This is a genomic window from Microlunatus endophyticus (assembly GCF_014646195.1).
GTDB classification, from domain to species: domain Bacteria; phylum Actinomycetota; class Actinomycetes; order Propionibacteriales; family Propionibacteriaceae; genus Microlunatus; species Microlunatus endophyticus.
Window position 1 is genome coordinate 135,437 of the sequence record NZ_BMMZ01000012.1, and the last position, 24,633, is coordinate 160,069.

Genomic DNA, 24,633 nt, shown 5'->3' on the forward strand with positions numbered 1-24,633 from the left:
TGTCAGGCGTGACGCCTAGGCTGCCGCTGTGGCTGCCGATCAACGCACGATCCAACTCACGATCGCCGAGGCTCGCCGGATCGCCGTGCGGGCCCAGCTCCTCGACCGGCCGCGGCCGGCCGACGTGCTCGAGGTGGTCCGGCGGCTGACGCTGCTGCAGGCCGACCAGACCAAGGTGGTGGCACCCAATGCAGATCTGGTGCTGTGGAGCCGGATCGGCTCCGCCTACGACAGGGACGAGCTCGCGGACCTGGTGGCTGCTCACGAGCTGATCGAGCTGGACGGCATGCTCCGGCCGGCCGAGGACATCGCGCTCTACCGCGCAGAAATGGACGCGATGGCCGACGGCGGCACCCTCGAGGGCTGGCAGCGCAGCACTTGGGAGTGGGTCGACGCCAACGACGGCTGTCGGCGCGACATCCTCGACCGGCTCGCCGACTCCGGCCCGCTGACCTCGCGGCAGATACCGGACACGACAGTCCTGCCGTGGCGATCGTCCGGATGGAACAACGGCCGCAACGTCCGAATGCTGCTGGAGCTGATGGTCGCCCGCGGCGAGGTCGCCGTCGCCGGTCACGAGGGTCGGGACCGGCTTTTCGATCTTGCGACGAGGATCTATCCCGATCGGGACTATCCGCCACTGGAGGACGCGCTGCAACTGCGCAACGAGCGTCGGCTGGCAGCGCTGGGCATAGCGCGGGCAAAGGCGACCAAGCAGCCGGGGGAGCCGATCGATGTCGGCGAGACCGGCGAAGAGGCGGAGATCGACGGCCTACGAGGCCGATGGAGGGTCGATCCTGGTCAGCTGCAACGACTCGACGAACCGCTGCAGGGCCGGGTGGCGATCCTGTCGCCGCTGGACCGGTTGATCATGGACCGGAAGCGGATGCAGGAGCTCTTCGAATTCGACTACCAGCTGGAGATGTACAAGCCGGCGGCCAAGCGGCGATGGGGCTACTACGCGCTGCCGGTGCTGTCCGGCGACCTGCTGGTCGGCAAGGTCGACGCTGCTGCTGATCATGAGGTCGGCGTGCTGCGGATCGAGGAGATCCACGCCGACGAGCCGTTCGCCGCCGGGCTCACCGAGGCAGTCCAGGACGAGCTCGCCGATCTTGCCCGCTGGCTCGAACTCGACCTCGAAGGTTAGCCGGGCGAGTCACCCCCGCCATTGCCAGAAGGGCGGCAGACGACCGGCGACGGTTGCTACCCACACGGCGGTGAGGATCGCCAGTCCCAGCGGCCAGAACCAGCGGGCCAATCGGACGCGGGTGCCGACTCCGCGGACCACGCACCCGACCACGGCCAGCAGTACGGCGAGCATGATCAGCCCGAGCGGCCAGGCCCAGACCTCTTCTCCGTCGTTGGAGTTGGGGTCGCCCACCCACAGCCCGAGCTTGCCGCCGAGTGCCTGGAATCCGCTCCAGACGAAGATCAGCGGGAACACGCTGACCAGGGTCGCTGGAATCACGATCAGCGCGGTCATCGCGAGGCTGGCCATCATGCGCCGCCCCGTGGTCATGGCAGCAAACCTACGACTGCGACCAAGCCATCAGGAGAGGGCGACCAGCTCGTCCAGCGACGCGATCGTGGCGAAGCGGCCGGCCAGGGCGTAGACAGTGCGCTCGACGACCTGGTCCGCGGGCAGCGTCCGCGGATCGTCGACGACCTGGTCGAAATCGCGGTCCAGGGAAAGACCCGGGGCAGCCAGTGGTTGGGTGGCCGTCGCGTCGGCGACGAAGACGACCCGGTAGCCGAGGTCGGAGGCGACCCGGGCGGTGGTCTCGCAGCACTGCTCGGTCCGGATGCCGCTGACCACGATCTCCTCGACTCCGTGGGTGGTGAGCAGTTGTTGCAGGTTGGTCGTGGTGAAGGCGTTGTGCGAGGTCTTGGTCAGCACCGGCTCGCCATCGGCCGGTTCCAGCGGCGCCAGCAGGCGTACGTGTCCGGACGCCGGATCGAAGACCGTGCCGGTCCCGGGCTCGGTGTGCAGCACCCAGATCACCAGGTCGCCGGTCCGGCGGGCGTCGGCGACCAGTCGGTTGCAACGGTCGGCGATATCGGGGTGGTTGATCAGGTTCCAACTCTTGCGGGCCCGGAAGGATTCCTGGACGTCGATGACGAGGAGCGCACGCTTCATGGAGCCGATCCTGGCCGAACGACGGTCGCCGGACGAGAGTCGTCCCGGTCAGCTTTCGCAGGATCCCGGCCAGCAACTGACGACCAGTGACCCTTCGACACGCCGCGTAAAATGGAGGCGTACCGCCGTTCTGGCGGCTAAGGGAGCCGATTTGGGCGGGCAGGCCGATTGGCGTAAAGTTGACGGTCGGCCACCTGTGTCGGTGGTTGTTCCCTGTTCTCAAACACCAAGATTGAGAGTTTATGGCGAAGAAGGAAGGCGCCCTCGAGTTGGAGGGCACCGTGGTCGAGGCGCTGCCGAACGCGATGTTCCGCGTGGAGTTGGCCAATGGTCACAAGGTGCTCGCCACCATCAGCGGCAAGATGCGACAGCACTACATCCGGATCCTTCCGGCTGACCGGGTTGTCGTTGAGCTTTCCCCGTACGACCTGACCCGCGGTCGGATCGTCTACCGGCACAAGTAAGCCCGTACGTCACTCACCACCACGCCCACCAATGCCAAGAAAGACACTGCGATGAAGGTCCAGCCGAGCGTCAAAGCGATCTGCGATAACTGCAAGGTCATCCGTCGGCATGGCCGCGTGATGGTGATCTGCAGCACGAACCCCCGGCACAAGCAGCGCCAGGGCTGAGCTGGGATCACCTGATCCCGCGGCACAACTGAATACAATTGAACACTTATCCAACGTGATCGCTACGGCTCATAACTGAGTCACCCACCCCTGGTCGGAGGCCGGGGCCCGGACCTGGTGCCGGGACGCATCACGCAGACACCTCCGCGGGATGTACGCCCAAGTGTTGGAGCACGACGTACGTCTCGACAACACCCTGTTGAAGGGGAAAAGGAACACGCCTGCTATGGCACGTCTGATCGGTGTCGACCTGCCGCGCGACAAGCGCCTCGAGGTCGCTCTCACCTACATCTACGGCATCGGCCGTACCCGCGCTGACGAGACCCTGGCCAACACCGGCCTGAGTGGCGACCTGCGCGTTCACGAAGTCACCGACGACCAGCTGATCATCCTGCGTGACTGGATCGAGGCCAACTACCAGACCGAGGGCGACCTCCGTCGTGAGGTGGCCGCCGACATCCGTCGCAAGGTCGAGATCGGCTCCTACCAGGGCCGCCGCCACCGCAGCGGTCTGCCGGTCCGCGGTCAGCGGACCCGTACCAACGCTCGCAGCCGTAAGGGTGCGCGAAAGCCCGTCGCCGGCAAGAAAAAGGCCCGCTGACGCGGCCCGTGAACGCACAGGAGAACTGAGAACTTATGGCTACAGCAGGTCGTGGAGCCGGCGCCGCCAAGAAGGTGCGCCGCAAGGAAAAGAAGAACGTCGTCGCGGGTCACGCCCACATCAAGTCGACCTTCAACAACACCGTCATCTCGATCACCGATCCCACCGGTGCGGTGATCGCGTGGGCCTCTGCCGGCACCGTCGGCTTCAAGGGCTCCCGCAAGTCCACCCCGTACGCCGCCCAGATGGCAGCCGAGGCCGCCGGCCGTCGCGCCATGGAGCACGGCATGAAGCGGGTCGACGTGTTCGTCAAGGGCCCGGGCTCGGGTCGTGAGACCGCGATCCGCTCGCTCGGTGCGGTCGGTCTCGAGGTCGGCGCCATCGCCGATGTCACCCCGGTCCCGCACAACGGCTGCCGTCCGCCGAAGCGCCGTCGCGTCTAGTCGTCCGTCCCTAGCTCACAAGGAATATCTGAAATGGCTCGCTACACCGGTCCTCTGACCAAGAAGTCGCGCCGGCTGGGCACGGACCTCGTCGGCAATGACAAGGCGTTCGAACGCCGCCCCTACCCGCCGGGCATGCACGGCCGCGGCCGCATCAAGGAGTCGGAGTACTCCCTGCAGCTGCGCGAGAAGCAGAAGATCCGTTACGCCTACGGTGTGCTGGAGAAGCAGCTGCACCGCTACTACGAGGAAGCCTTCCGTCGTGAGGGTCGTACCGGCGACAACCTGCTGCGTCTGCTGGAGACCCGGCTCGACAACGTGGTCTACCGCGCCGGCCTGGCCCGGACCCGTCGTCAGGCCCGCCAGCTGGTCGGTCACGGTCACTTCACCGTCAACGGCCAGAAGGTGACGATCCCGTCGTACCAGGTCACCCAGTACGACATCATCGATCTCAAGGACAAGTCGCAGAACGTGACCCCGATCGTGATCGCCAAGGAGACCCATGGCGAGCGCGTCGTCCCGGGTTGGATGGATGTCGATCTCGACCGCGGCCGGATCCTGATTCACCAGCTGCCCGTCCGCGAACAGATCGTCGTGGACGTCCAGGAACAGCTCATCGTCGAGTACTACTCCCGACGGTGATCCTGACCCGGGCCGTTCGCTGCGGCTGATGGCCCGGGCTGTCATCCACCTAGTTCGCACCTTCAAATAGCGGTTGGTGCGGAAAGGAAAGAAGCAATGCTCATCGCACAGCGTCCGACGCTGTCGGAGGAAGTCGTCTCCGACTACCGGTCCCGGTTCACCATCGAGCCGTTGGAGCCGGGCTTCGGCTACACCCTCGGCAACTCGCTGCGTCGCACCCTGCTGTCGTCCATCCCGGGCGCGGCCGTGACCAGCATCAAGATCGACGGCAACCTGCACGAGTTCTCCACCATCGAGGGCGTCGTCGAGGATGTCACCGAGATCATCCTCAACCTCAAGGCGCTGGTCGTCTCCTCCGAGGAGGACGCGCCGGTCGTCATGTACCTGCGCAAGGCCGGCCCGGGTGCCGTCACTGCCGCTGACATCGCGCCCCCCGCCGGTGTCGAGGTGCACAACCCCGAGCTGCACATCGCCACGCTGAACGAGAACGGCCGGCTGGAGATGGAACTGGTCGTCGAGCGTGGCCGTGGCTACGTCTCCTCGGTACAGAACAAGACCGTCGACGCCGAGATCGGCCGGATCCCGGTCGATTCGATCTACAGCCCCGTACTGAAGGTCACCTACAAGGTCGAGGCGACCCGTGTCGAGCAGCGTACGGACTTCGACAAGCTGATCCTTGACGTCGAGACCAAGCTGGCGATCAAGCCGCGCGACGCGGTGGCTTCGGCCGGTCGTACGCTGGTCGAGCTCTTCGGCCTGGCCCGCGAGCTGAATGTCGAGGCCGAGGGCATCGAGATCGGCCCGTCGCCGATCGACGAGCAGCTGGCCGCCGATCTGGCGCTGCCGGTCGAGGACCTGAATCTGACCGTCCGGTCGTACAACTGCCTCAAGCGCGAGGGCATCCACACCGTGGGTGAGCTGGTCTCCCGCTCTGAGCAGGATCTGCTGGACATTCGCAACTTCGGCTCCAAGTCCATCGACGAGGTCAAGCTGAAGCTGCACGAGATGGGCCTGTCTCTCAAGGACAGCGCTCCGGGCTTCGATCCGCTGTCCGCGATCGGCCGGTACGACGACGATGAGTCCGGTGCCGGCGACGAGGACGACGTCGACTACGCCGAGACCGAGCAGTACTGATCAAGATCAGCACTCACCACTAGAAATATTCGGAGAACGAGACACCAATGCCTACACCCACCAAGGGCGCTCGTCTGGGCGGCAGCGCGGCGCACGAGAAGCTGATCCTGGCCAACCTGGCCACCCAGCTCTTCGAGCACGGGCGGATCACCACCACCGAGGCCAAGGCCAAGCGGCTGCGTCCGGTTGCGGAGAAGTTGATCACCAAGGCCAAGCGGGGAGATCTGCACGCCCGCCGTCTGGTGATGTCGACCATCCGCGACAAGAGCGTGGTGCACTCGCTCTTCACCGAGATCGCGCCCACTTTCGAGGGACGCGAGGGCGGCTACCTGCGGATCACCAAGGTCGGCCTGCGCAAGGGCGACCGGGCCCCGATGGCCCTGATCGAGCTCGTCACCGAGTCGATCGAGGACTCCAAGAAGGCCAACGGGAAGGCGGCTCCGGCTGCCAGGACCGCGGCTCCTGCTGCCGAGCCCGAGGTTGCTGAGCCTGAGGTTGCCGAGTCCGAGGTTGCTGAGTCCGAGGTTGCTGAGTCCGAGGTCGCCGACGAGGCTGCTGTGGACGAGGTTCCCGAGGCAGAAGCCGTCGAGGATGCCGAGGCCGCCGAGGACGAGGCCAAGTCGGAGAACTGATCTCACCAGCAAAGGTCCCCACCCGCTTCGGCGGGCGGGGACCTTTCGCGTTCCCGGTGCTACGACCGGGCGGCGTTCCGGTTGGTCGAATCCTCGATCTGGCCGACCAACTCCTCCAGGACGTCCTCCAGGAAGAGCACCCCGGTCGGTGTCCCGTCGTCGATGGCCAGGGCGAGGTGGGAGTTGCGGGCCCGCATGTCCCGCAGCGCGTCCTCGGCCTCGGTGGACTGCTCGACGTTAATCAGTTCCCGGATCCGGTCGGCGGGCAACGGCCTGCCCAGCGCCTCCCGGCTGTCCAGGTCGAGGACGTCCTTCAGATGCACATAGCCGCTCGGGCGGCCGCTGTCGGCCGCCATCACCGGGTAGCGGGAGAAGCCGTGGTCGGCTACGGCCCGCTGGACATCGGCAGGTGTCGACGCCGGCGCCAAGGCGACCAGCCGGTCGAAAGGCACCACCAGGTCGGCGACGGTCTTGGTGGTGAATTCCAGCGCCGCCGACACCCGGCCGCCGGTGTCGGTCAGCGTCCCTGCCTCCTCCGACTGCCGGACGATGGTCACCACCTCGTCGAGGGTGTAGGCGCTGGTCGCCTCGTCCTTCGGCTCGACCCGGAAAACCCGGACCACGGTGTTGGCCGCCCAGTTCAGTGCGACGATGATCGGCTTGACCAGACGTCCGAGGAAGACCAGCGGCGGCGCCAGCACCAGCGCAGCCCGGTCCGGGATCGCGAAGGCCAGATTCTTGGGGACCATCTCCCCGAAGACGACGTGCAGGAAGGTGACCAGTGCCAACGTGATCACGAAGGCCAGCACCTCGATCACCGAAGCCGACAGCCCGATCGCGTGCAGCGGCACCTCGAGCAGATGGTGGATGGCCGGCTCGGAGACGTTCAGGATCAGCAGCGAGCAGACCGTGATGCCGAGCTGGGTGGTCGCCAGCATCAGCGTTGCGTGTTCCATCGCCCAGAGTGTGGTCCGGGCGGCGCTGCTACCGGCCTCCGCCTGTGGCTCGATCTGGGACCGGCGGGCCGAGATCACCGCGAACTCGGCGCCGACGAAATAGGCGTTGATCAGCAGCAGGACGACCAGCGCGATCAGGCCGACGAGGTCGGAATTCATCGATGTTCACCCCGATCGCCCGTGTCGGCTACCGGAACGAACCTGACCCGGTCGATGCGGCGCTCGTCCACCGTCTCGACGCGGAAGACCCCGCCCGGCGCAGAGACTTCGTCGCCGGGATGGGCGATCCGGCCGAGCAGCCCGGTGATGTAGCCGGCGACGGTCTCGTAGTCCGAGCTCTCCGGCACCCGGACCTTCGTCAGGCCGGCCAGCTCGTCGGGTCGCAAGGACGCGTCGATGATCAAATCCTCGCCGTCGGATGTCACCCGTGGGACTTCCCGATCGTGCTCGTCGGCAACGTCGCCGATCAGTTCCTCGATCAGGTCCTCCAGGGTGACCAGGCCGGCGGTCCCGCCGTATTCGTCGGCGACGATCGCCGACTGCAACGGTGCGTGCCGCAACTGGCCGAGCAGCAGATCGACGCCGATCGTGGCGGGCACCTGCAGTGGAGCGGTCATCAGCGACGCGACCCGGACCCGGTCGCGCTCGTTCGGCGCGATCGCGTACGCGTTCTTGACGTGCACCAGCCCGACGATGTCGTCCACGTCGGCACCGATGACTGGGAATCGGGAGAGACCGGTCTGCCGGGCCGCAGCGATCACCTGCCGGGCCGTCTCGTTCCGGCGTACGGCCGCCATCCGCACCCGGGGAGTCATCACGTCCTCGGCGACCCGGTCGGCGAACCGCAATGAGCGGCTCAGCAGTGCCGCGTGCTCCCGCTCCAGCGTCCCCTCGATGGCCGACCGTCGGACCAGCGAGGACAATTCCTCGGCGGTCCTGGCACCGGACAACTCCTCCTGCGGTTCGATGCCGAAGGCCCGCACCACCGCGTTGGCAGTGTTGTTGAGCAGCAGCACCAGCGGCTTGAAGACGGTGGTGAACCCGACCTGCAACGGCACCACCATCCGGGCGATCCGGATCGGCACCGAGATCGCGAAGTTCTTGGGCACCAGCTCGCCGAAGATCATCGAGCCGACGGTGGCCAGCAGGATGCCGATCACGCTGGCGATGGCCGGTACCGAGGCGTCCGGCAGCGCGGTGCGTCCCAGTGCCGGCGAGATGAGGGTGGCGACCGCGGGCTCGAAGGTGAAGCCGGTCAGCAGCGTGGTCAGAGTGATCCCGAGCTGGGCACCGGACAGGTGGGTGGACGTGATCCGCAGGGCGTTGATCGTGGTCTGCAGCCCGGTCTCGCCGCGCTCCTGACGGGCCTCGAGATCGGCACGGTCCAGATTGACCAGGGTGAATTCAGCAGCGACGAAGACGCCGGTTCCCAGCGTCAGCAGGACCCCGATCCCGACCATCGCCCATTCGAAGATCACGACCGCGGTCCGACCGCTGGATCAGCGGCCGCTGAGGTCGTCGTGGGATGGGGACTGGGAGGCTCCTTCATGGTGAGCCGAAATGGTACCCAACCACCACCAGGATCCAAGCGCCGGTTGTCGTCGCCGGTTGTCGTCGCCGGTTGTCGTCGCCGGTTGTCGTCGCCGGTTGTCGTCGCCGGGTTGTTGTTGCCGGGTTGTTGTTGCCGGAGTCAGTCGAAGGGCTGGGGAGGTGGCGGACCGACGTAGCGGGAGGACGGGCGGATGATCTTGGACCCGGCCGCCTGCTCCAGGATGTGAGCCGTCCAGCCGACCACCCTGGCGGTGGCGAAGGTCGGGGTGAACATCTGCCGCGGGATCCCGCAGAGCTCCATCACGACACCGGCATAGAACTCGACGTTGGTCCGCAGCGCCCGGCCCGGCTTGAGCTCGTCGAGCACCTGTAGGACGCCCTCCTCGGTAGCGATCGCGAAGTCGACCATCGAGCCGCCGAACCCCCGGGCGAGTTCCTTCAGCATCGCCGAGCGCGGGTCCTCTGTCCGATAGACCGGATGGCCGAATCCCATGATCCGTCGACCCGAGCTCACCGCCTCGCGGACCCACGGGTCGATCCGCTCCGGTGTGCCGATCGCGTCCAGGGTGTCCAGGGCGCGGCTCGGCGCGCCGCCGTGCAGCGGACCGGACAGAGATCCGAGGGCACCCAGCACGCAGGCGCCCAGATCGGCACCGGTCGAGGCGATCACCCGGGCGGTGAAGGTCGAGGCGTTGAAACCGTGATCGATGGTGGAGATCAAGTACGCATTGATCGCCCGCCACTGCTGCTCGTCAGGTTCCTGGGCGGTCAGCATCCAGTAGTAGTTGGCGGCATGATCAAGATCGGCTCGCGGTGCGATCGGCTCTTGATCATGGTGCAGCCGGTGCAGGGCCGTCAGCAGCACCGGCGTGATCGCCCCGACGGTCAGCGCCGCAGTGACGCGCTCGTCGGGCTGCTGGTCGTAGAGCGGGACGAAGCCGTACGCCGATGAGGCGAGCGCCAAGGCGGCTCGCAGTCCGCCGAGCGCGTCCGATCCACGTGAGAGCCGGGCGATCGTCGGCAGCTCCGCCGCGACCGCTTCCGGCAGCTCTCGGGCGGGTCGGACCGACGCCGCGAATGCTTCGCTCTGGGCGGCGTCGGGAAGGGTGCCGTTGATCATCAGGTGCCAGACGTCCTCGAACGGCTTCCTCGTCGCCAGCTCGACCGCAGAATACTGGCGGTAATGGTAGAAGCCTTCCAAGCCGCGAACGTCCCCGAGAGCGGTCTCGGCAGCGACGACGCCGGCCAGACCGGGCGGTACGTCGATGAGGCTGTCGTCCATGCGGTCCCGGGTCACGGGCGTTACTGCTGACACTTCGACCTCCCACTCGGCCTTCTGCTGATGTGATCTCCACTGTCATACTTGACTCTCGAGTTGATCAATATTGATCGAATCAATGTCAGCCCATCGCACGCGGGAGGCGGCCCGGGTTGTGACCGAATCCACACGCTGGACAGCGGCTGAGGCTGCGGCCCGGTTGGGTGTCAAGCCCGAGACGCTGTACGCCTATGTCTCGCGCGGCCTGCTCGGCCGGGTGCGGACATCCGGTGGTTCGACGTTCGATCCGGTCGAGGTGGAGCGGTTCGCGGCTGCCAGGCGGCGCTCGGCGCCCGATCGCCCCACGGTGGTGATCCGCGACGGGCGGGCAGCGGCAGGTCCGCAGATCACGATCGACACCGACGTCACTCTGATCGAGGACGACGAGCTCTACTACCGCGGCCGATCGGTCACCGAGCTGGCACGGACGACCCGGTTCGAGACGGTCTGCCACTGGCTCTGGACTGGTGACTTCGCTGACCCGGTCCGGTTCCGGCCACTGCCGGGCGCGATCGAAGCCGTACGCCCGGTGCTGACCGCGCTGCCGGCCGGGGCCCGGTTGTCCGACCGGGTGCAGGTGATGGTCCCGGTCATCGCCGGGGCCGATCCGCTGCGCGAGGTGCTGGCCCCGGAGTCGGTCGCGGTCCGCGTCGGTGCCCTGTTGGCGACGCTGACCGCCGGTCTGGACGATCGCGGGTCGGTCATCCATCGCGATGATCAACCGGACCTCGCCGACCAGTTGGCAGCAGCTCTGACCGGGAACCCGGACGCGCCCCGCCAGCTCGCGGACTGCGTCCGAGCTGCACTGGTGCTGCTGGTCGATCATGATCTTGCCGCCTCGACGATGGCGGCGCGGACCGCGGCCTCGGCGCGGGCCGATCCGTACGCGGTCGTGCTCAGTGGGCTGGGAGCTCTGGATTCCGCGCTGCACGGCAATGCCAGCCGGGCGGCGTACCGGATGCTGTCGGCAGTCCGGGCAGGCGACGATGCCCGGACGGTGATCGCCCGGATGCTGGCCGGCGGACGCGCCGGGGTGCCCGGCTTCGGACATCGGATCTACCGCGCGGCCGACCCCCGGGCCGAGTTGATCTTCGAGCTGCTCGCCGGCCTGGAGGGTGCCGAGCCGGCCCTGGATGCGGCTGCAGCGGTGTCCGGAATCGTCGCCGACAAGGGTGTGATCTTCCGCAATGTCGATCTTGGCCTGGCGACGCTGGCGCTCGCCGCCGGAATGGGTGAGGACGCCGGCGAGGTGATCTTCAGCATCGCGCGCATCGGTGGCTGGATCGCGCACGCGATCGACGAATACCGGCAGACGCCGCTTCGGCTTCGCCCGGTCGGCCGCTACGTGGGGCCGTGACGTCCAACCGGGGCCGGGCTGGGTCGGGGGAGGTGGTCACCGGCCGTCGAGCTCGGCCAGCTCTTCCTCGCTGAGCTCGAGATCCAGCGTTGCGACGGCCTCGTCGACCTGGTCGACCGAGCTCGCGCCGAAGATCGGCAGCATCGCCGCCGGACGATCCGGCAGGTCGGCCAGCGGCGTCGTACTGTTGCCGGCGCGGTTGACGACGGTGCTGCGCGGACCACTGAGGTGCCAGGCCATCACGACCTGGTTGGCGGTCGCACCATGATCATGGGCGATCCGGTGCACCAGCTGCAGCCGGGCGTGACTGCCCGGGTGGTCGTAGGGATCCCGGAAGTCCATCCACGGCCTGACCAGCTGACCTGCTTGCTGCGGCGAGTAGGTCGTGATCGTCAGACCCGGCTGGTCGGCGGCGTAGTCGACCGCCTCGGGGGAGACTACGCCGTCCGTCGCGGCGCCCGGTGCCGGCCAGTAGATCGAGTGTTGTTGTTGCCAGGCGCCGAATTCGGCCCGGTCGTGGCTGCGGCTGTGCTCCCGGGCGATCGCCAGCCGCCAGGTGGCGGTGTTGGAGATGCCGGGCACCTGGATCAGTCCTTCGTCGACCAGGGCGGAGAAGAGGTCGGCCGTCTCGGTGATGTCGCGGTTCCGGTCGTCGACGTGCCCGTAGTAGACGCCGATCCGCTCGACGCCGAGATTGGCCAGGCTCTTGGTCAGCTCACGGCGGACCACCTCGGGAGCCAGACCTTCGTAGTTGGTCGGCGGGACACCGCTCAGCGGCCGGTCCGGCGCCAGCGGCCCAGCACCGCATTTGGTCGCGATCACGACCTCGTCGGCGACCTTGCGGCTGGCGAGCCAGCGGCCGAGGACCCGTTCGCTGTCGCCGCCGACCGAGCCCAGTTCAGGGGTCCAGTCGCCGTAGTTGTTGGCGGTGTCCACGAAGCGGCCACCACTCCCGTAGAAGCGGTCGAGGATCGCGAACGACGTCTCCTCGTCCTCGCGGACGCCAAGATTCATGATGCCCAGGCAGAGCGCGGACACCTCGAGGTCGGTCTGTCCGCTATGCAGAATGCGTGTCTCCATGACGGTAACCGTAGGATTTGATTGGTCTGGAAACCCGTGCCAATCCGTAGCCGAAATACCAGACCAATGGGGGGCAGGGATGACACAGCTGACTGCCGCCGGGCTGACCCTGGAGCTGGGGCCGGACGGTCCGCTCACACAACGGTTGGCGACCGCGCTCCGGGACGCGGTGCGTGCGGGCTCCCTGGCGCCGGGGGCAGCGCTGCCGCCGAGCCGGCTGCTGGCCGCCGAGCTCGGGTGCAGTCGCTGGGTGGTGACCGAGGCGTACGGACAGTTGGTCGCCGAAGGCTACCTACAGGCGACGACCGGGTCGGCGACCACGGTGCGTGACCTCGGCGGGGTGGCGCCGCTGGGCCCGCTCGGGCCGCCACCGAGCCGCCCGCGGCCGCGGTACGACCTGACTCCCGGATTCGGCGACGTGTCGATGTTTCCGCGTACTCGGTGGCTGGAGGCGTACCGGCGGGCCGTGATGGATCGACCGACGGCGATGCTGGCCGACCGCAGCCCGGTCGGGACGCTGTCGGCGCGGACGGTGCTGACCGATTACCTGCTGCGCGCCCGGCAGGTCCGCGAGGACCCGACCCAGGTCGTGATCACCACCGGCGCCGGAGCGTCGGTCGGCTGGATCTCCCGGGTGCTGCACACGCTCAGCCACCGCCGGATCGGGGTCGAGGATCCTTCCTGGTCCGGGTTGCGGGACACCGCCGAGCGTGCTGGGCTCGAAATGGTCCCGATCGGCGTCGATGACCAGGGTCTGCGGGTGCGGGAGCTCGATGATCATCCGGATGTCCGGGTCGTGCTCTGCACGCCGACGCACCAGTTCCCCCTCGGGGTGGCGCTGTCGCCGGACCGGCGGCTGGAGTTGATCAAGTGGGCGGACCGGGTGGACGGCGTGATCATCGAGGACGACTACGACGCCGAATTCCGCTATGACCGCAGGCCGGTCGGCAGCCTGCAGGGGATGGCCCCGGACCGGGTCGTGCTGGTCGGGTCGGTGTCACAATCACTGGGGCCGATGATCAACGTCGGATGGGCCATCCTGCCGCAATGGTTGATCATGCGAATCCTGGCCGACGGGCTGGACGCCGGGACCGGGCCGTCGGTGTTCGGCTTCGAGGCGTTGTCGATCATGATCGCCGAGGGCTGGTACGAGCGACACCTGCGCGCCCTGCGGACCAGCTATCGCCGACGGCGGGAGAATCTGGTGTCGGCGATCACCGCGATGCTTCCCGATTGCACGATCTCGGGGATGGCGGCCGGGACACAGCTGATCATGGAACTGCCGCAGGGGGTCGATGTCGCCGCGGTGGTCCGCCGGGCCGCAGGCAACGACGTCGGTGTCGCGCCGCTGGACCGATACCGACTGGCGGCCGACCTGCCGTCCGCTCTCGTGATCGGTTACGGAAATCTGCGTGAGGACAGGGAGAACGAGGCGATCGGGCGGCTCGCCGCTGCCATCCGCGGAGCATGATCAGATGACCATCACCGGATGCCGGACGACGGCGCCGAAGAGATAACCGCGCGGATTCAGGGGCGTACGGTCCGGTTGCCGTCGCCCGGCCGCATCGGTGGCCCGGCTGAGAATCGTGTGCGGCCCGCGCTGGTCGGCATCGGGACGCCAGTCGACCTGCCAGCGCATCCACGGACCGTCGTCGGTCAACTCGGCCTGCTGCCAGCTCCGGCCGTCGTCGACGCTGACCTCGACCGAGATGATCTTGTCACCGCCGGACCAGGCCCGACCGCGCAGCTGATGCCGCTCGCCGGCTCGCAGCGGAGCGTTCCGGGCCAACTCCAGCACGCTCTTGGGGACCAGCTCGGTCAGCGGCTCACCGTCCATGACGTAGTACGTGGAGTCCCAGGGTGAGTGCAACGGGGTGGTCGACACCTCGATCTCCCCGAGCCACTTGATCGAGGCGATGCCGACCCAGTCCGGCACCACGAGCCGGGCCGGGAAACCGTGATCGGGCAACAGCGGCTCGCCGTTCATCTCGTAGGCGACCAGTACGTCGTCCATCGCCTTGCTGACCGGTAGCGGGCGGCGTACCGGGCCATGGTGGACGCCCTCGTCGGAGAAGTCGCCGTCCAGCCCGATCGGCAGCAGGCAGGTCGCCTGGTCGGTGATGCCGGCCTGTTCGAGCAGGGTGCGCAACGAGACGCCGGTCCAGGTGGCCGTGCCGACCGCGCCGAGACCCCAGGACGTGCCCGGCGGTGCCGGCTCGCCCTGCTGGTCGACGAAGAGCGAGCGACCGTTGCCGGTGCATTCCAGCAGGATTCGCTGTGTTGTTCGCGGCAGCGACCGCAGCTGGTCGTAGTCGATCGTGACCGGAGCCGTACGATCCGGGGTGCCCCGCAGGCCCGTCCCGTACAGCTTGAGGCTCCAGGTCGAGCTGTCGATCAGCGGGGTGGCCGTGTGGTTGCGGACGAAGAACCGGTCGGTCGGGGTGTCGGACTGCTGCTCAACGCCCTGCCACATGGTCTCCCACCGCGACTCGGCGCCGTTGTCCTGCCGGACGACGAGGTCATCGGGCAACGGTTTACGCACGGAGTGCGGATCCGGTGGGACATCGTGCACGGTCGGCACCTTACGCTGCCGATCTGTCGATCATCTGCTTCGGCTCGTCGCTGTCACAGGTCCCATGGACTGATCACCTCGACGCCGTAACGCTAGCATCGCCGGGAAGGTGCACCCCGCGACTAGGCAGACTGGTTGAGCCGCGGCACGTCGCTGAGCAGCCGGCGGGTGTATTCGTGCTGCGGATCGAAGATCACTTTGTCGGCCGGTCCTTGTTCGACCATCTCGCCGTGTTCCATGACGAGGACCTGGTCGGCGATGTAGTTGGCTTGGCCGATGTCGTGGGTGATGAAGAGGATCGTCATCCCGAGGGTGTCTCGCAGATCGGTGAGCACGTTGAGGATGTTGACCCGCAAGGACGCGTCAAGCATCGAGGTCGCCTCGTCGGCGATCAGCAGTTTGGGCTGCATCATCAGCGCTCGGGCGATCATCACCCGCTGCCGCTGTCCGCCGGAGAGCTGGTGGGGGAAGCGATCCAGAACGTCGGCGCCGAAGAGGCCGACGTGGTTGAGTGCCTCCTCCATGCGGGCTTCGGCGGCGGCGCGTTCGCCGAGTAGTCGGAAGGACCGGCTGAGCAGTCGGCGCACGGTGAAGAACTGGTTGAATGCGCTGAACGGGTCCTGGAAGACCGCTTGGACGTCTTTCCAGTAGTCGGCGCGGGCACTGCCGGTGATGGTGGTGACGTCGGTGCCGTTGAATTCGAGGGTGCCTTCGCTGACCGGCAGCAGCCGCAGCACCATCCGGGCCAGGGTCGACTTGCCGGAACCGCTCTCGCCGACGACGGTGGTGATCTGTCCCTCGGTGAGGGTGAAGTCGACATTCTTGACGGCCTCGACCAGATTCTTGCCGCGGCCGAACCGGCGGGTGACACCGGTGCCGCGGAAGATGACTTTGGGATCGCTCATCGGGCACCTTCCTCGGCCCCGGCCAGCTGGTCGGCCAGCTCGCGGTCAGTCTCGACCATGGTGGCCTCCTCGGAGGGGATCACCCGGTCCAGGGGCACTGGAGTGCCTGGATTCTGCTGGGTCCAGAAGCAGGAGGAGAAGCGAAGCACGTCGCCGACTTCCGGCGGTTCCTCTTTCGTGCAGACGTCCATCGCCAGCCCGCACCGAGGATGGAATCGGCAACCCGATGGCGGGTTGAGCAGATTCGGCGGAGAGCCGGGGATGCCCTTGACGCGTTTGTTCCGGAAGCCTGGTTCGGGGACCAGTACCGATCCCAGCAGGGCTGCCGAATACGGGTGCCGTGGCTCGGAGGCGATCTGTTCGGCGTCGCCGATCTCGGCGATCTTGCCGGCGTACATGACCGCGATCCGGTTGGAGACCGTACGCAGCACTGGCAGGTCGTGGGTGATGAACACGACGCCGGACATGATCTTGTTGTCCAGCATCTGCAGCAGCATGTCGATGAGGGCCTTCTGGCTGGATACGTCCAGCGCCGAGGTGGGTTCGTCGGCGATCAGCAGCCGCGGATTCAGCAGGGTGGAGATCACTGTCACCACGCGCTGTTTCATGCCGCCGGACAGCTGGTGCGGGTAGGCGTCCAGCGCCCGGGCGGGCAGCCCGAGCTCCTCGAACCGGTCGCGGGCGCGGTCCAACGCCTCGGAGCGTTTGACGCCGCGGTCATGGGCCCGCATCACATCGAAGACGAGGTCGCGGACCCGCATCGTCGGGCTGATCGAATTCATCGCGCCCTGCGGGAGCAGTGAGACGACCGAACCGCGCCAGGTGCGTTGCACCTTGGCCCGCGGACCGAGTCGCTGCTGTTTGCCGTCGACCTCGAGTGTGCCGCCCTCGACCACCAGTGGTTCGCGGGCGGTCAGCGACAGGATCGCGCCGAGGGTGGACTTGCCGCAGCCGGACTCGCCGGCGATCCCCAGCACCTCGCCCTCGTTGATCGAGATCGAGACATCGTCGACTGCGACCACCCGGTTGCCTTCGGGCGTGTAGTAGGCGGCGGTGAGGTTGTGGGCGTCGAGGAGCCGGAGCCCTGTCGCTCGGGTCCTGGCATTGGCGGCCCGTGAAGGCGAATCCGTCATGATCGGTCTCCCTCGAGGACAGGTTCGACGATGGCTGCGGTGGGGACCGCAGCCTGGGTGCCGGCGGCCACGGCCGCCAGCCGGCGCCGGGACCGGCCACGCCGAAGTCGCGGGTTGAATACCTCGTCCAGGCTGGACTGCAGCAACAGCAGCGAGAAGGCGATCAGGGTCAACATCAGCGTCGGCGGCAGGAACGCCCACCAGGCGCCGGTCCGTACCGAGCCCCAGGCCAGAGACCAGTAGAGCATGATGCCGAGACTGACCGAACCGGATGCGCCGAGGCCGAGCATCGAGATCGCCGCCTCGGCCAGGATCGCGCCCGACATCTGCAACACGAACGCCATCACGACGTAGCTGAGCAGGTAGGGCAACACATCCCACAGCAGGATGCTGACCCAACGGGCACCGGACAGCCGGGCCACGTCGATGTGCTCCCGGTTGCGGATACTGGTCGCCTGAGCGCGTACGGCGCGTGCCGTCCAGGGCCAGCCGGTGATGCCGATGACCATCGCCAGCGTGAAGGATGTACTGCCGTTGAGGGCGTCGGCCAGCAGGATCACCACGACGATGGACGGGATCGCCAGTCCGATATTGGTGACGCCCATCAGGATGTCGTCGAGTATGCCGCCCTGAAAGCCGGCCACCAGGCCGAAGACCAGGCCGATCACGGTGCTGATCGCACCAGCGACCAGGCCGATGAAGAGACTGGTCCGGACCCCGTTGACCAGGTTGGAGATCACGCTCTGGCCGGCGTTGTCGGTGCCGAGCCACATGCCGATCGACCTGCCGCTGGGCTTGTCGTAGAGGCCGCCGATGGTGGCATGCGGATCGACATGGATGATCAGCGGTCCGAGCAGACCGACCAGAAGGGTGAAGATCACCAGCGATGCCGCGACCCAGAATCGCGGGGTCAGATGGATGGATCTCATGGTGGCCTCCTAACGCTCGCCGCTATGGGCCGCGCGGATCCGCGGATCGATGATGCCGTACGCGATCTCCACACAGAAGTTCGCGGCCAGCACGGCCAGGGTGATCAACAAGGTGATCGACGAGAACAGCGGGTAGTCGTTGGTGCTGATCGCACTGAACAGCAGCGTGCCGATCCCCGGATAGGAGAAGACCAACTCGGTCACCAGCGCGCCGCCGATCATGCCGCCGATCGACAGCGCCAGACCGGTGATCTGCGGCAGCATCGCGTTGCGGAAGATGTAGCGGACGATCCGGCCGTCGCCCAGGCCGAGACCGCGTCCGTAGTTGACGTAGTCCGAGCCCAGTTCGTAGATCGCCATCGACCGCATGCCGACTGCCTGCCCGCCGACGAAGATGATCACCAGCGACCAGAACGGCAGCCACCAGTAGGTGATCGCGTCGCCGAAGAACGACGGCGACAGGTTCGGTGTCAGGCCCAACGAATAGCCGCCACCGATCGGCAGGAAGCCGAAGTGCACGCCGACCACGAACAACAACACGATCGCCAGACAGTAATAGGGCATCGACGACGCGAACAGCGAGCCGACGAACGCGCCCTTGTCGAACCAGCCGCCGCGATAGGCCGCCACCGCACCGATCAGGTTGCCCACGACCCAGCCGATCAAGATCGCGGGCAACTGGATGGCGATACTCCAGGGCAAGGCCTGGGCGACCAGCGAGTTGACGCTGGTCGGATACTGCGAGAACGAGGTGCCGAGATTTCCGTGGGCCAGGTGGCCGAGGTAGACCAGGAACTGCTCCCACATCGGCTTGTCCAACCCGAACTGCTGCATGTAGTGCGCATAGATCGCCTTCATCTGCTCACCGCTCGCCCCGCCACCCCGGGCCATCTGGCTGACGATGGTGTCAACCGGATTGCCCGGGATCAGGCGGGGGAGCAGGAAGTTGAGCAGCAGGGCGACGAACAGCGCAATCACGTACCAGATCGCCTTGCGACCCAAGTACTTCGCGAAGTCCATACTCCGACCTGTATCCCCTTCGATAGCTGGTAGAGCAAGCCGGGCGAGACTAGCTGCCGGCCTTCTTGACCTTGAAGACCCAGTCGATGCCCGCGCCGCCGAAACCGGGCGGCCCGTACGGGTTGGACTCGGTCGGCCAGTTCGTCCAGGTCGCGGTGTTGAACTCGAAGAACTCCAGCGGCCGGTACATCAGCGGGATCACTGGAACGGTCTCGCGGTAGATCGCATCGACCTTGCCGTAGGCGGTCTTCCGCTCGTCGTCGGTGGTCGCCTCGGAGGCCGCATCCAGCAGAGCCGGGATCCGGGAATCCTTGAAGCGGGTGTAGTTGGCGAAGGCGGTCTTGCCGATCGGTGCGCCGAGCCGGTCGTCAAGGATGTCGTGGAAACGGCTCCACGGGCTGGCCGGGCTCACACCGGAGGCACTCCAGCAGACCAGGTCGAAGTTGCCGTTCTGGACGTCGGTGGTGACGTTGCCGGCCTCGGGGAACTGAGTGCTGACGTCGAAGCCGACGGCCTTGAGGCTCTTGGCCGCGATCTCGCAGGCACTGTTCCAGTCGGTCCACCCGGTCGGAGTGATCAGCTTCCACGGGCCGAGGCGGGTGCCGTCCTTCAGCTTGTAGACCCCGTCGCTGCCCTTCTTCGCGCCGAGCTCGTCCTCCAGGATCGACTTGGCCTTGGCCTGGTCGTACTTCCAGCCCTGGGACTCGACGGCGGCCTGGTCGAAGTAGGTCTTCTCGAAGCCGGTCGGCAGGATCAGGCTGGCCTGCGGCACGTCGGAGTAGGACGACATGGCCGTGGCGACGATGGTGGCGTAGTCGATCGCGTACGCCATCGCCAGCCGGACCTTCGGGTTGTCCAGGCCCTTCTTGGTGACGTTGATCTGCAGCAGCGGGATGTTGCCCGGAATGTAGTACGGCTTGTCCTTGAGATAGGTGCCGACCGAGGCGCCCTTGTCCTCCCACATCTTCCAGATCTGGGCTGTGAACTGCTGGCTGACGTCGATGTCGCCGGATTGCAGCTTGAGGTCGCCGTCGCTGTTGCTCTTGAAGATCGGATGGGTGATGTTGGTCATCGCCGGCTTGCCGAAGACCGAGTTGCCCCAGTAGTCGTCGTAGCGCTTGAGCACGACCTGGGTCTGGTCGGCGAGCTGGACCTGGAAGGGACCACTGCCGACCGGATTCTTCAGATTCGCCTGGCTGGTCACCGTCTTGTTGTTGACCCACGGCTCGTAGATGTGCTTGGGCAGGATGTAGGTGCCGGCGATCGTGTTCTTGATCGTGATCATGTTCAACGGCTTGGACTTGGCGATGAACTGCAGGGTGCGGTCGTCGACCGCCTTGATCTCCTGCAGATAGTCCCAGACGTTGGAGTAGCTGACCGCCGCCTTCTTCGCCAGCTCGAAGGTGAAGATCACGTCGTCGGTGGTCAGGTCCTGGCCGTCCTGCCACTTGGTGCCGTCCTGCAGCGTGACCTGGTAGGTGCGCTTGTCGACGTCCTTCGGATCCTTGCCCAGGCCCGGCTCCAGCTCGCCGCTGACCAGGTTGAAGCGCAGCAGGGTCTCGAAGATCAACTGCTGCTGGTTCTGCCCGGCCGGCCAGGTGGTCGACGCCGCGAGCGGGTTGAACGACTTGGGCGGATCCCACTGCAGGCCCGCGATGAAGACCGTGTCTGCGGTCGCTCCGGTGCGCCCCGACTGGCCGCCGCTCTTCTTGCTCCCACCGCCGCCGCCACTGCTGCGTCCTGTCTGTGCGGTGCCACAGGCGCTGGCGACACCACCGACCATGACGGCGCCGGCAGCCAGGCCACCCCAGGACAGGAACCTGCGCCGGTTGGTCGAGAAGGTGCTGATCGAATTGTCGGTCCCGAAGGCCGAGACCGGCCGAACGGACTCATCGGGTATCGCTCCGAGGCCCGGATCGGGCGTGCTCGGATGCTGCGGAAACGTCATCGTTGTGTTCCTCCTTGAACACGGCCGGTCAACGGCCGAACCCCATGACATGTTGATGGTTACGTGCGCAAACCCCACCCCAGGGACCCGCTCCGAATGGGTTCCTGTGCGCCCCATCTTTGCTTAAGCGGTTCGGTTGTCAACTTGCAAGGCCGATTTGTTACCAAGATCGCTGCACGCTATCAAATTGTGGCGACTGTCACCGACAGCAGTGACAATCTCCGCATGACCGCAGAAACGCCGGCCGGACCGGGCCCGGCACCGATGTCGCTGGATCGTCTGGTCCGGGCCTGGCGCGATCTCGGCGCGACCCGCTCCCGCAATGTCAAACGCGACATCATCGCCACGGTGTTGCAAGAGACTCCTGCCGCCGACGTGGACATCGTCGTCAGCTATCTCTCGGGGTCGCTGCGGCAGCGGCGGACGGGGATCGGGTGGCGTTCGCTGCAGGAGTTGCCGGCGCCGGCGGCCGAGCCGGTTCTGACGGCCCAGGAAGTTGACTATTCAATGGAATTGATGGCGGCGCTGTCGGGTCCGGGGTCGGCCGGCCTGCGACAGCAGGCGCTGGCCGAACTTTTCGGGCGGGCCACCGAGGGCGAGCAGCAACTGCTCAGCGGGCTGGTCTTCGGTGAGCTGCGACAAGGTGCGCTTGAGTCGGCGGTCCAGGACGGACTGGCCGCTGCGTACGAGGTACCGAAGGAAGCGGTCCGGCGGGCAGCGATGCTGCTCGGATCGACGGCGGCCGCCGCCGGTGCGCTGATCCGGGGCGGGTTGCCAGCCTTGGAGCGGGTCAGCCTGCAGGTCGGCATCGCTGTCCAGCCGATGCTGGCGGCCAGCGCTCCCGACGTCGCGCAGGCACTCGCCAAGACCGGGTTGCCGGCCGTCGTCGACGCGAAGCTGGACGGGATCCGGGTCCAGGTCCACAAGTCCGGCGATCGGGTCCGGGTCTTCACCCGGAGCCTGGACGAGATCACCGATCGGCTGCCTTTGGTGACGTCGATGGTCGCGGCCCTGCCACAAGATCAACTCGTACTCGATGGCGAGGCGCTCGCATTGCGACCGGACGGCAGCCCGGAGACCTTTCAGCAGATCGCCTCCAGCGCCGCCACCCGATCGGACCTCGACCGGGTTGATCTTTCGGGGCGCGAACGATTGCCGCTGCGACCGTACTTTTTCGACCTGCTGCGGATCGACGATCAGGACCTGCTTGATCACCCGCTCCAGGAGCGCTCGGCGATCATGGAACGCGAGCTGCCGGACGAGCTGTTGGTCCCTCGGCTGGTGGCCACGGAGGTCGGCCCGGCGGTTGATCTCTATGAGGACGTCGTGCGGCGCGGGTTCGAGGGCGTCGTGATCAAGAATCCGCAGGCGCCGTACGCCGCCGGCCGCAGGGACTCCGGCTGGATCAAGGTCAAACCGCGGCACACCTTCGACCTGGTGATCATCGCAGCGGAGTGGGGACACGGCCGCCGACAGGGTTGGCTCTCCAACCTGCATCTCGCGGCGCGCGCCGACGACTCCGACGACTTGATCATGCTCGGGAAGACCTTCAAGGGACTGACCGACGAGATGCTCGAATGGCAGACGAAACGCTTCCTGGAGCTCGAGGTGCGGCGGACCCAGGGCACCGTCCACCTGCGTCCCGAGGTCGTCGCGGAGATCGCCGTCGACGGCCTGCAGACCTCGACGCGCTATCCCGGAGGAGTGGCATTGCGCTTCGCCCGGGTGCTGCGTTACCGCGAGGACAAGTCGGCCGCTGAGGCGGACACCCTGTCGACGGTCAAGAAGCTGTTGCCGGTCAGCCGGTCCTGACCGCCTCGACCCCTTCGGGTGACAGACTCGGGAGCTGTGAAGGAAGGAACGCGCCGACGGGCCGCGGAACGACGTGGCGGCTCTTCCTTCTCCGCCGCGGCGGCAATGCTGCTGGCATCGATCGCACTGGCCGGCTGCGGCGTCGCCCACCAGGTCGGAGGCCGGCCGCCGGCTTCCACAGCTCCGGCAACCTCTTCGGCGTCGCCCGCGTCCGAGCCGCCCTCGTCGCTTCCTTCCTCGCCTCGGCCGACCTCGGGCGTCGTGGCGACGAGACGGTTGTCCACTCCGCTGGAGCTCCGCCCCGTGAAATCGATCCAGCCCGGTGTCTGCCACGCGGGCACCTCCAACACGATCGAGGACTCGAGCTTCTCTGATTGTCTCGTCGTCGGCCCGAGTGGCCTGACCGTCCGCCGGCTGAAAGCGGTGAGCTATCAACTCCCGTCGGACGACTCGCCGATCATCGACCTGACCTTCAATGCTGCGGACGGCCGCACCGTCGCTGAACTCACCACTCGTCTGGCTGGCCTCTCGGCGCCGCGGAACGATCTGGCGATCATGATCGGGGATCCGTCCAACGGACAGTTGATCGCCGCGCCCGCGGTCATGAGCGCCGTCAAGGGCGACTCGATCCAGCTGATCCTGGCGGGATTTGACGAAGCGCGGGCCCGGAAGGTTGCAGACCAGTTGGCCGGTCATTGACGGGGCAACCGGTGCAGCTCTCCGTCCGCCGAGTGGCAAGCTGTCAGTGTGCAGCCACAGTCGGCCCACCGATCGGCACGGTCCGAGCGGGTCGCGGGCTGCGGCCTGGCAAAGTCTGGCGACCACCCGGCACGCACCGAACCGACTGTAAGGATTCCCGATGGCAACGGCATTTCAGGCGCTGACCGAGGCAGACGCCCAGCACTTCCTGGACAACGGATGGGTTGTCGTTCACGACTGCTTCTCTCCGGAGGCGGCCGCGGAATACACCGACTCCGTGTGGACCCGGCTCGGTTACGACCCGAATGACAAGACGACGTGGGCCGAGTCCTCGATCCATATGCCGGGGCACCGGACGATCGACGTCGCGAGCTTCGCCCCCAGGGCCTGGCAGGCCGCCTGCGACCTGGTCGGCGGTGCGGATCGGGTGGCCGGCCCGTACAACTGGTCCGACGCCTTCATCGTCAACCTCTGGGAGGGCGCGGAGAGGCCGTGGTCCGACGCGTCACCGCAAGCCCCAGGTTGGCACAAGGACGGCGACTTCTTCCGGCACTTCCTGGACTCGCCCGAGCAGGGGCTGCTGACGCTGGTGTTGTGGTCCGACGTGCAGCACCAGGGCGGCGCGACCTTCGTCGCCTCGGACTCGGTCGGTCCGGTCGCTCGCAGGCTCGCCGATCATCCCGAAGGCCTGCTTCCCAGCGGCTTCTCCGATCTGATTGCCGAGTGCAGCCGGTTCGACGAGGCCACCGGGCGCGTCGGGGACGTCTTCCTGCTGCATCCCTACATCCTTCATGCCAAAGCGCAGAATGTGCTCCGTCTGCCGAGGCTGATCACCAATCCGCCGATCCATCTGCGGGAGCCGATGCGCTTCGACCGCGAGGATCCGGACGACCATTCCCTCGTCGAGCAGGCCGTGCTGCGGGGTCTGGGGGTCGACCGGTACGAATTCCGTCCGACCGCGTCGAGGGAGCAGCTCATTCCCGAGCGGGTCCGTCGGCAGCAGGCCATGAAGGCTGCCGAGGAGGCTCGGCTCGCCGCCTCCTGAGTCGGTTCGAGACTCCGGTCGTAGCCGCACCAGATGCTGCGAGCCGCACCGTGTGTGCAGGGTGCGGCTCGCAGTTGGTGGTGGGTG

25 protein-coding genes are annotated in these 24,633 nt (G+C 66.9%); 13 read left to right on the forward strand and 12 right to left on the reverse strand.

The window, feature by feature from the left end; translation table 11 throughout:
• Positions 1–28: 28 nt before the first annotated feature.
• Positions 29–1,147, forward strand: coding sequence for a DNA glycosylase AlkZ-like family protein (locus IEY07_RS19880; protein ID WP_229670384.1), 1,119 nt, complete (start codon positions 29–31; stop codon positions 1,145–1,147).
• 9 nt (positions 1,148–1,156) lie between these two features.
• Here the strand turns inward: IEY07_RS19880 and IEY07_RS19885 are convergent, their stop codons facing one another.
• Positions 1,157–1,519 carry a hypothetical protein gene (locus tag IEY07_RS19885; protein WP_188897142.1) on the reverse strand — a complete coding sequence of 121 codons (363 nt, stop codon included), beginning with the start codon at positions 1,517–1,519 and terminating at the stop codon, positions 1,157–1,159.
• 30 nt (positions 1,520–1,549) lie between these two features.
• Positions 1,550–2,137 (reverse strand): cysteine hydrolase family protein, encoded by a 588-nt coding sequence (locus tag IEY07_RS19890; protein WP_188897143.1) that lies wholly within the window; start codon positions 2,135–2,137, stop codon positions 1,550–1,552.
• A 242-nt stretch (positions 2,138–2,379) separates the two neighbouring features.
• Here IEY07_RS19890 and infA point away from each other — a divergent pair, with 242 nt between their 5' ends.
• The 7 genes from infA (at position 2,380) to rplQ (ending at position 6,221) form a co-directional block, all read left to right on the forward strand.
• Positions 2,380–2,601, forward strand: coding sequence for a translation initiation factor IF-1 (gene infA, locus IEY07_RS19895; protein WP_154689757.1), 222 nt, complete (start codon positions 2,380–2,382; stop codon positions 2,599–2,601).
• A gap of 51 nt (positions 2,602–2,652) precedes the next feature.
• Complete coding sequence (gene rpmJ / locus IEY07_RS19900; protein WP_188897144.1) at positions 2,653–2,769, forward strand: 50S ribosomal protein L36; 117 nt, start codon at positions 2,653–2,655, stop codon at positions 2,767–2,769.
• A gap of 226 nt (positions 2,770–2,995) precedes the next feature.
• Complete coding sequence (gene rpsM / locus IEY07_RS19905; protein WP_188897145.1) at positions 2,996–3,370, forward strand: 30S ribosomal protein S13; 375 nt, start codon at positions 2,996–2,998, stop codon at positions 3,368–3,370.
• 35 nt (positions 3,371–3,405) lie between these two features.
• Positions 3,406–3,813, forward strand: a complete 408-nt coding sequence (rpsK, locus tag IEY07_RS19910; protein ID WP_188897146.1) for a 30S ribosomal protein S11 — start codon at positions 3,406–3,408, stop codon at positions 3,811–3,813.
• A gap of 33 nt (positions 3,814–3,846) precedes the next feature.
• Positions 3,847–4,455: a 30S ribosomal protein S4 gene (gene rpsD / locus IEY07_RS19915; RefSeq protein ID WP_188897147.1), complete on the forward strand. Its 609-nt coding sequence runs from the start codon at positions 3,847–3,849 to the stop codon at positions 4,453–4,455.
• Between the two features lie 96 nt (positions 4,456–4,551).
• Positions 4,552–5,589, forward strand: a complete 1,038-nt coding sequence (locus IEY07_RS19920) for a DNA-directed RNA polymerase subunit alpha (protein WP_188897148.1) — start codon at positions 4,552–4,554, stop codon at positions 5,587–5,589.
• A 47-nt stretch (positions 5,590–5,636) separates the two neighbouring features.
• Complete coding sequence (gene rplQ / locus IEY07_RS19925) at positions 5,637–6,221, forward strand: 50S ribosomal protein L17 (protein ID WP_188897149.1); 585 nt, start codon at positions 5,637–5,639, stop codon at positions 6,219–6,221.
• 59 nt (positions 6,222–6,280) lie between these two features.
• Here the strand turns inward: rplQ and IEY07_RS19930 are convergent, their stop codons facing one another.
• From IEY07_RS19930 to IEY07_RS19940, 3 genes are all read right to left on the reverse strand, one after another.
• Positions 6,281–7,336: a hemolysin family protein gene (locus tag IEY07_RS19930; protein WP_188897150.1), complete on the reverse strand. Its 1,056-nt coding sequence runs from the start codon at positions 7,334–7,336 to the stop codon at positions 6,281–6,283.
• Positions 7,333–8,655 carry a hemolysin family protein gene (locus IEY07_RS19935; RefSeq protein WP_229670386.1) on the reverse strand — a complete coding sequence of 441 codons (1,323 nt, stop codon included), beginning with the start codon at positions 8,653–8,655 and terminating at the stop codon, positions 7,333–7,335. Before IEY07_RS19935 ends, IEY07_RS19930 begins: the two co-directional genes overlap by 4 nt.
• 212 nt (positions 8,656–8,867) lie before the next feature.
• On the reverse strand, positions 8,868–10,025 hold the full coding sequence (locus tag IEY07_RS19940) for a citrate synthase/methylcitrate synthase (RefSeq protein ID WP_229670387.1): 1,158 nt from the start codon (positions 10,023–10,025) through the stop codon (positions 8,868–8,870).
• A gap of 136 nt (positions 10,026–10,161) precedes the next feature.
• Between IEY07_RS19940 and IEY07_RS19945 the strand changes: the two genes are divergently transcribed.
• Positions 10,162–11,403, forward strand: a complete 1,242-nt coding sequence (locus IEY07_RS19945; RefSeq protein WP_229670388.1) for a citrate/2-methylcitrate synthase — start codon at positions 10,162–10,164, stop codon at positions 11,401–11,403.
• 36 nt (positions 11,404–11,439) lie between these two features.
• On the opposite strand, the gene IEY07_RS19950 is transcribed toward IEY07_RS19945, so the two are convergent.
• Complete coding sequence (locus IEY07_RS19950) at positions 11,440–12,483, reverse strand: aldo/keto reductase (RefSeq protein ID WP_188897152.1); 1,044 nt, start codon at positions 12,481–12,483, stop codon at positions 11,440–11,442.
• A 79-nt stretch (positions 12,484–12,562) separates the two neighbouring features.
• Between IEY07_RS19950 and pdxR the strand changes: the two genes are divergently transcribed.
• Entirely contained in the window at positions 12,563–13,954 is a 1,392-nt protein-coding gene (pdxR, locus tag IEY07_RS19955; protein ID WP_188897153.1) for a MocR-like pyridoxine biosynthesis transcription factor PdxR, read from the forward strand.
• Here pdxR and IEY07_RS19960 read toward each other — a convergent pair whose 3' ends face one another.
• The 6 genes from IEY07_RS19960 to IEY07_RS19985 form a co-directional block, all read right to left on the reverse strand.
• Complete coding sequence (locus IEY07_RS19960) at positions 13,955–15,055, reverse strand: sulfite oxidase (protein WP_229670389.1); 1,101 nt, start codon at positions 15,053–15,055, stop codon at positions 13,955–13,957. It lies immediately after the preceding gene.
• 122 nt (positions 15,056–15,177) lie between these two features.
• Positions 15,178–15,960: an ABC transporter ATP-binding protein gene (locus IEY07_RS19965; protein WP_188897154.1), complete on the reverse strand. Its 783-nt coding sequence runs from the start codon at positions 15,958–15,960 to the stop codon at positions 15,178–15,180.
• Entirely contained in the window at positions 15,957–17,093 is a 1,137-nt protein-coding gene (locus tag IEY07_RS19970; protein ID WP_188897155.1) for an ABC transporter ATP-binding protein, read from the reverse strand. Before IEY07_RS19970 ends, IEY07_RS19965 begins: the two co-directional genes overlap by 4 nt.
• The gene (locus tag IEY07_RS19975) at positions 17,090–18,022 is read right to left on the reverse strand and encodes an ABC transporter permease (RefSeq protein ID WP_188897156.1); all 933 of its coding nucleotides are present in this window, start codon (positions 18,020–18,022) and stop codon (positions 17,090–17,092) included. The genes IEY07_RS19970 and IEY07_RS19975 overlap by 4 nt, the downstream gene beginning before the upstream one ends.
• A 9-nt stretch (positions 18,023–18,031) precedes the next feature.
• On the reverse strand, positions 18,032–19,042 hold the full coding sequence (locus IEY07_RS19980) for an ABC transporter permease (RefSeq protein ID WP_188897157.1): 1,011 nt from the start codon (positions 19,040–19,042) through the stop codon (positions 18,032–18,034).
• A 49-nt stretch (positions 19,043–19,091) separates the two neighbouring features.
• Positions 19,092–20,990, reverse strand: coding sequence for an ABC transporter substrate-binding protein (locus IEY07_RS19985; protein ID WP_229670390.1), 1,899 nt, complete (start codon positions 20,988–20,990; stop codon positions 19,092–19,094).
• A 225-nt stretch (positions 20,991–21,215) separates the two neighbouring features.
• Between IEY07_RS19985 and IEY07_RS19990 the strand changes: the two genes are divergently transcribed.
• The 3 genes from IEY07_RS19990 (at position 21,216) to IEY07_RS20000 (ending at position 24,546) form a co-directional block, all read left to right on the forward strand.
• Positions 21,216–22,802 (forward strand): ATP-dependent DNA ligase, encoded by a 1,587-nt coding sequence (locus tag IEY07_RS19990; protein ID WP_229670391.1) that lies wholly within the window; start codon positions 21,216–21,218, stop codon positions 22,800–22,802.
• A 303-nt stretch (positions 22,803–23,105) separates the two neighbouring features.
• Positions 23,106–23,501, forward strand: coding sequence for a SecDF P1 head subdomain-containing protein (locus tag IEY07_RS19995; RefSeq protein ID WP_188897158.1), 396 nt, complete (start codon positions 23,106–23,108; stop codon positions 23,499–23,501).
• Between the two features lie 160 nt (positions 23,502–23,661).
• Complete coding sequence (locus IEY07_RS20000; RefSeq protein ID WP_188897159.1) at positions 23,662–24,546, forward strand: phytanoyl-CoA dioxygenase family protein; 885 nt, start codon at positions 23,662–23,664, stop codon at positions 24,544–24,546.
• Positions 24,547–24,633: the final 87 nt, after the last annotated feature.